The following is a 6,668-nucleotide window of genomic DNA, read 5'->3' as shown; positions in this document are numbered from 1 at the left end:
CGATGACAAGAACGGGATGATCGGCCCCAGAGGCCCAGTGCCGCCCGAGGACAGAATGTCATAGTCATCCACCACGAGCACGATCCGCGGCCCCGCCACCGCCCGCCCCGCCGCCGCAGCGTCGGAGCGCCGGCGCAACTCCTCGGCGATCGACGCCGACAGCCCGCCGGCAAGCGCCGTCGAGGTCGCATGCCCGCCCAAGAACGCCTCCGGGCATGCCCCCGCGGTCGTCCGCCGCACGTCATACACGGCCATCACCAACTCATCGGGCGTGTACCGCTCCACCAGGGACTCGATCACCCCACGCAGCACCGTGCTCTTGCCGCAGCCCGAATCGCCCAACACCAGCAGGTGCGGATCCCGTCCCGCAAGATCCAGATTGATCGGCGTCATCGTGTCCTGGAACAGTCCCAGCGGCAGCAGGTCGGGTTCCTGCTCGCCGTCCGGCAGGTCCGCAGGATCGATACTCTCCGGCAGCATACGCACCGGAGCCGGCGCAGGCCCGTGCCAATTCTTGGCGATCAACTGCGCCATTGCCGCCATCACCATGCCCACGCCCCGGGACAGGTCCGCCCCCTCGGGCACCGGCAGCGCCACCTGGGCGAACAACTTGTCCGTGCGCAGCACCCGCCCCGGCACATCCGCCCGCAACGTAGCCGACAGCTTGCGGGCCACCAGGGAATCGGCCGGATCATTCAGTCGCAACTCCAGGCGCGTACCCACCAGCGACTGCTGCGACATGCGCAGATCATTGCCGCGCGAGAGTGTCATCACCGCATGCACCCCCAGGCCGCCGCCGCGGCGCAACACGTCGTCGAGCGGGTCCTCCAACTCCGGGAAATCGGAGCGCAGCAGGGCCAGCCCGTCCACCAGCAGCACCACATCCGCGCTGGCCAACTCGGGCACCTCGCCCGCGGCGTGACGGGTGCGCAGCACCTCCAGAGAATCGATGCGGTGGGCGGCCAGCACCCGTTCGCGCTGATCCAGCATCGCCACGACCTCCTCCAGGACGCGACGCATCCGCTCCCGGTCCCCACGCGTGGCCACCCCGCCCACATTCGGCAGCGACGCCAGCCGTGACAGTCCGCCGCCGGTGGCGTCCACCCCGTAGAAGGCGAGCCGGTCCGGGCCATACGTCAGCGCCGACGCCGTGGTCAGCGTCCACAGGAAGGTGGTGCGTCCGCTCTGCGGCGCCCCCACCACCGCCACATGGCCGCCGCCCACCGTCAGGTCCAACAGCCACGGCTGCTGGTGCTGATGGGCGGGATCATCCAGCAGGCCCACCGGGACCCGCGGGCCGGGGCCGGGCGGGGCGGGCGCCCGCAGGCCGATCTCATCGCGTCGCAGCGGCCCGTCCAGCACCTTCGTGAGCGCAAGCCGCTCCGGCAGCGGCGGCAGCCACACCGGCGCCATGGGCTCGGCGGCTCGCCCCAGCTGGGCGACGACGGCGTCCACCACCGTCATCCGGGTGGTGTGCCCCTCCGGGACCACGGCCTGTGCCGCCGTCGGCTCCTCGGCCTCCAGCCCGTTGTGCACCGGCAGCAGCAACGGCACCTGCTCCACCCGGTCGGCGGGGGCCGGCTCGACCTCCGCCTCCTCCACCGGACCGGAGACATAACCGGCCCGGAAACGCGTGAACACACTGGTATCCACCTTCAAATACCCGTACCCGGGGGAGGCGGGCAGGTGGAAGGCATCCGGCACCCCGATCACCGCGGAGGACTCGGCCTCGGTGAAGGTGCGCAGGCAGATCCGGTAGGACAGGTAGGTGTCCAGGCCCCGCAACTTACCGCCCTCAATGCGCTGGCTGGACAGCAGCAGGTGCACGCCGATCGACCGGCCGATACGCCCAATCGTCAGCAACAGGTCCACGAAGTCCGGATTCGCCGTCAACAGTTCCCCGAACTCGTCAATGATGACGAACAGGTGCGGCATCGGCGCCATCTGCGGATGCTCCTGCCGCAGCCGCCGGTAGTGGGCAATGTCGGGGGAGGAACCGGCGTCCCGCAACTGCTTCTGCCGACGCACCACCTCACCGGCGATCGAGGCACGTGCCCGCTCGATCAGCCCGGCGTCATCGGCCAGGTTATCCATCAGCCCCACCACGTGCGGCAGGGACGCGAAGGGGGCGAAGGCCGCCCCACCCTTGTAATCAACCAGGATCATGGACAGGTCCTCAGGGCCGTGACCGACCGCCAGCGCCGTCACCAGGGTGCGCAACAGCTCCGACTTGCCCGAGCCGGTCGCACCCACGCACAGCCCGTGCGGTCCGACTCCCAACTGGGCGGACTCCTTCAGGTCCAGCAGCACCAGCTCATGGTGGTCATCGGTGCCCAGCGGCACCCGCAGGAAGTCACGCGCCGAGCGGGGCCTCCAGACGGAGGACACATCAATACTCCGGGGATCATCCACGCCCAGAAGGTCCGCCAGGGAGGTTGCGGACGCCTCCTCCACCTCCCGCTCGGCGGCCGCCCCCAGGGACAGCGGCGCCAGCGCCCGGCACACGCCCTCCGCGGCCGCCGGGCCCAGCTCATCCGGGGTCACCACGGTGGGCGGGATCGGGGCGGCACCGCGCTCGACCCGGCCCGAGGCATCGGTGACCGGCCGCAGATCCTCCACCAGCACCGTGCCGTCCTCCCGCACAGTCAGGCGCAGTGACGGGTCGGAGGGCTCGTCCAGGCGGTCGGTGACCAGGTGCAGGACGGTGGCTCCCACATCCTGCGCCCGCAGCGAGGCGTCGGGGATCGTCAGGGACTGGGCCGGCCCGGCCTCGTCGACGACGGCGAGCAGGCGGGGACGACGGCGTTGCGCAGCGCCCGCCCCGATGCGCGCCACCCGTGCGGAGGCCTTCGCCGCGGCCGCGATCTCGGGGCGCAGCACTCGCTCCAGATCCTCCTGGTCCGCGCCGACCCGGCGCATGGCCACCGGCCCGTCGAAGACCCCGTGAATACGCAGGTGAGGTAGCCGGGACACCCCCTGCCACGCCTCGGCCGCAGCGGCGTCGTGGGCGAGGGCCAGGTGCAGGTCCTCCGGGGCGTGATGCACCGCGGCCTGCACCAGCAGGGTCCGGGCGAGTGCCCGCGTCGCCTCCCGCGGCCCGACGATGGAAACCTCACCGGCGGCATCAAGATCAATGGTGGCGGGCATGGCGTACTGGACCGTATAACTGTTCACCAGGTTCCGCGCCTCCCGCACCAGCAGCGGATCCGCCTGGGCGACGGCCTCGGAACGGGGCATGGCCGCCAGCGGATGGGACAGGTCGGCGGTGCCCAGACGCAGACGCAGGAAATCGCCGTCACTGCGGCGGCGCTCCCAACGGTGCTCGGGGGACACGGCCCACGCCGCCAGCGCCTGCGGGGCGGGATCGGCCCGGTAGGCGCGTTGACGCAGACTCCCGGCGGCGGCCTCCAGCGCCCGGGCGCAGTCCGCCAATGAGTCCAGGTAGCGCTCACGCCGCTCGCGGCGCTGCCGTGCCTGCACGTTGCGGCGGGACACGGTGGCGGCGAGCATGCCGATCACGGTCACCAGCATGATCACCGCACCCAGGACCGCGAAAATCAGGTTCGCGCGCAGCAGCGTCATCATCAGCATGGATGAGCCGGCTCCGGCCAGGGGCAGCATCATCTGGAAGGGGAAGCCCTGGCCCGCACCGGTGTCGGCCAGCTGGGGCGGCGCGGGCAGGATGACCGGCTCGGGCAGCTCCAGCGGGTGGTGCAGGCGCCCGGGCCGGTGGACGGTGCGGATCATGACTTACCTCGCACGCTCCGGGCGGCCCCGTCCACGGCGCGGGCGGCCAAGGCGGTGATGGCGACGGCGGTGCGACGCCGCAGGGGAATGGGGGTGGTCTGCCGCAGCAGCGCCGGGTCATAGGGGATCAGCGTCTCGTCCGGGCCCAGACGCGGAATGAGTGGATGTCCGGGGGCGGTGGCGACGACGGCGTGCAGTACCGCGGGGCGGCGCCCGCGCCCCGGTTCGGTGGGCCGATCGGCGACGGCCGCGGCGAGTTCACGCAGGTGCCCGCGGGTGCGTTCGACCTCGCGGCGCCGCGCCGGACTCACCAGCACGACCGCGTGATGGAACGGGGCGATCCGGGCCGACTCCGCGGGCGTCAGCGGGCCGAACTCGGTCAGGCAGGAGTCGAAGAAGTGCCCGAGCTCGCGCCGCGCCCGATGCCATGCCGACGGCACCCCGGCCTGCGCCGTCGGCAGGCGCAGGCAGGAGGTCAGGCCATCGGGTCCGCAGCCCGCCGAGTCGCGCAGCGCCGGTCCGAGCCGTGCCGGCGGCGTCGCAGCGGGAAGAGGCTCCTCCAGGGGCCAGCGACGGGCGAAGGGCAGGTGGTCGGCGACGGTATCGGAGCCCGGGGATGCGGACAGCAACAGCGCCGGAGTACGCCGGGCGCGGGTCAGTGCTCCGGTCAGTTGCAGGGCCACGGTTGTGGCCCCGCAGCCGGGAGTGGTCGGCACCACGGCTATGCGACAGGTCAACGGCAATGGTTGCACCAGGGACAGGTGCGTCCGTGCGGCGGCACCGCGCCACGCGGCCGCGCCGGTCAGGGCCAGGGCGCACAGGTCGAGCGGGCGGCGCAGGAGGTCCAGGCGGGCGGCGGCGTTGCGGCGGTCGCCCGCACGGTCGAGGACGGCGGCGCTCATGCGAAGAGCCCCAACAGATGGGCGAACAGTCCATCGAGCCCGCACAGCAGCGGCACCGTGGCGATGGTGGCGGCGGTCTCCACCATGTCACCGAGCCGGCGCAGCCGCACCCGTGTCTGATCGGCGCTGTGGTAGAGGCCGGCGGCCGCCAGCGCCAGCACGGCCACGGCCAGCACTGCGGCGCGTAGCGACCAGGGCAGCGTCGAGGCCAGAATCAGCGGAGCGGGCAGGCAGGCGAGCCATAGGGCCAGTACCTCCGCCCGAAGGGGGAACGCACGCGACCGCAGCGCCGCGGCGACCACGACGACGGCGGCCAGCCAGTGCCCCCACGGGTCGTCCTGCCGGGCCAGGTTCGCCGTCGTCCAGCCCAGAGCGCCCGCCGCAACCAGGCAGGAGACCAGCAGGGAGTCGTGTGCCGCGGTCAGGCTGCGTCGGGCGCGATCGCGCGGCGGCAGAACCCCGGTCAGAGCGGTGTCATCCAGCCGGGCCGCACCGGAGACGATCAGCGCGATCCACGGCAGGCAACCGGCGAGTATCAGGGCGAGTACCGCCGCGAGACCATGAGCCAGCTTCACGGTCGGTGACAAGGCGGACACGAGCATCCAGGTGCCCTCGGCGCCGAGTCCGACGGCGGCGCCGGTGATCCACCCGGAACGGCCGAAGGCCAGCCCCAGGGCGGCCGTCACCAGCAGCAACAGACACAGGGCCGCAAGCATCCCGGACTCGGCTCCCGTCGCGACCAGGGTGAGGCACTGCGCCCCCAACACCCCCAGCGGCAGGCACAGACCGAGGACGTGCATGCCCGCGGGGCCGATGCCGCTGCGACGCAGCGCGGCGACGGTGAAGAGCAGAAGCAGTCCCGCCAGTGCCACCCAGGTGTGCGTCGTAGGCGAGACCGCCTGCAGCTGAGGCCACAGGGTGAGTGCGCTCAGGACGCCGATGAGCAGGCCGGCTCCGAGCGGCCGGTCCGTCCGACGCCACCTGCCGGGGTGCGCCTCGGTGAAGTCAGCCATCGTCTCACTGAGGTCGGACACGCGCACGGGCGGCGGGATCTCATCGTCGGCGACCAGCCGCAGGACCTCGCCGTCCAGAACCTCCTGGGCGGCCAGGTCCAGCTCAAGATCCACCAGGCGACCGTCGGCGCGCATCAGGTGCGTCGACGTCGGGGCGCCGGAGTGGACGGGGCCGCCCAGCAGGGACAGGAGCATCGGCATCTGGACACCGACCGGTTCGGTCGAGGGCAGCACCATTTCGGCGCGCGAGCGCTCGGCCACCAGGGTTACGCGGGTGTAGGGGATCATTGCTCTGCTTCCTGCTCCGCTTCCGGAACGGCCTCGGTGGTACCGACGGGGGAGTGCTCTGCGGTGGCGCGATCGGTGGGGACTTCGCCGGAGGTGGAGCCGGAGGAGTCGAAGTGTGTGGATATGTAGGCGTAGCCCACGCAACCACTGCACGCCAGGGCGGCGACCACCAGCGAGGCAATCAGCCGCGGTGCTAGCGCCCGGCTCCTACCGGGGTTGCGGCCACGCTCCAAGGCGTCACGCAGGCGCGCATGGTGTACCCGTGCAGAGTCGAGAACCGCCTGCTCGTTCTCACGCGCCATGGATGTGCATCTCGAGGCCGATACGGTCGCGGTTACGGTCGCGGTGAATCGCCGCGCAGGCCGCGCCGACGGGTGCGGGTGTTGAACTCATCCGACCATCCTTTCGTGGCCCTGCTGTGCGCGTTCCTCCGATTCCGACTCCTGTAGGGCGCGGGCCCGCTCCTGTGCCCTCTCCCACGCACGTATCGACTTGCGTGTGACCCGCGGCGGGGAGGGGCGGCCGGAACCCGCGGGCGAATCCGTCGGCGTGGGCGGGGCGGTCGGCGTTGCCGCCGTGGGCGGGGCCGTATCCGCGCCGGTGGGCGGGCGACTAGGGCCGGGCGCAGCCGCCGCGGGTGGTGAAGGCGGGCCGGGTGCTGCGACCCGTGGGGCCGCGGAGGTCTGCGGCGTCGTCGCGGACGGCGCCGGTGCCAGGG

At 72.3% G+C, this 6,668-nt stretch carries 4 protein-coding genes and 1 pseudogene; 1 reads left to right on the top strand and 4 read right to left on the bottom strand.

What is annotated here, in order from left to right; translation table 11 throughout:
* The 4 genes from eccCa to Q4A20_RS14430 form a co-directional block, all read right to left on the bottom strand.
* Nucleotides 1-3,747 (bottom strand): type VII secretion protein EccCa (gene eccCa, locus Q4A20_RS14445; protein WP_303124043.1); only part of this gene is annotated, 3,747 nt, incomplete at its 3' end.
* Nucleotides 3,744-4,649 (bottom strand): hypothetical protein, encoded by a 906-nt coding sequence (locus Q4A20_RS14440; protein WP_303124042.1) that lies wholly within the window; start codon nt 4,647-4,649, stop codon nt 3,744-3,746. The genes eccCa and Q4A20_RS14440, both read right to left, overlap by 4 nt.
* Nucleotides 4,646-5,950, bottom strand: coding sequence for an EsaB/YukD family protein (locus Q4A20_RS14435; protein WP_303124041.1), 1,305 nt, complete (start codon nt 5,948-5,950; stop codon nt 4,646-4,648). Before Q4A20_RS14435 ends, Q4A20_RS14440 begins: the two co-directional genes overlap by 4 nt.
* Nucleotides 5,947-6,252 (bottom strand): hypothetical protein, encoded by a 306-nt coding sequence (locus Q4A20_RS14430; protein ID WP_303124039.1) that lies wholly within the window; start codon nt 6,250-6,252, stop codon nt 5,947-5,949. The genes Q4A20_RS14435 and Q4A20_RS14430 overlap by 4 nt, the downstream gene beginning before the upstream one ends.
* 196 nt (nt 6,253-6,448) lie before the next feature.
* Between Q4A20_RS14430 and Q4A20_RS14425 the strand changes: the two are divergent.
* Nucleotides 6,449-6,668, top strand: a pseudogene (locus Q4A20_RS14425) (hypothetical protein); the annotation flags it as partial.

The organism is Actinomyces sp. (assembly GCF_030530635.1).
GTDB lineage: Bacteria > Actinomycetota > Actinomycetes > Actinomycetales > Actinomycetaceae > Actinomyces.
This window is presented reverse-complemented; position numbering and strand designations above follow the sequence as displayed.

Excerpts from the sequence above, each read along its gene's own strand:
- Q4A20_RS14435 (WP_303124041.1), bottom strand. The coding sequence starts at position 5,950 with ATGATCCCCTACACCCGCGTAACCCTGGTGGCCGAGCGCTCGCGCGCC.
- Q4A20_RS14440 (WP_303124042.1), bottom strand. The coding sequence starts at position 4,649 with ATGAGCGCCGCCGTCCTCGACCGTGCGGGCGACCGCCGCAACGCCGCC.
- Q4A20_RS14430 (WP_303124039.1), bottom strand. The coding sequence starts at position 6,252 with ATGGCGCGTGAGAACGAGCAGGCGGTTCTCGACTCTGCACGGGTACAC.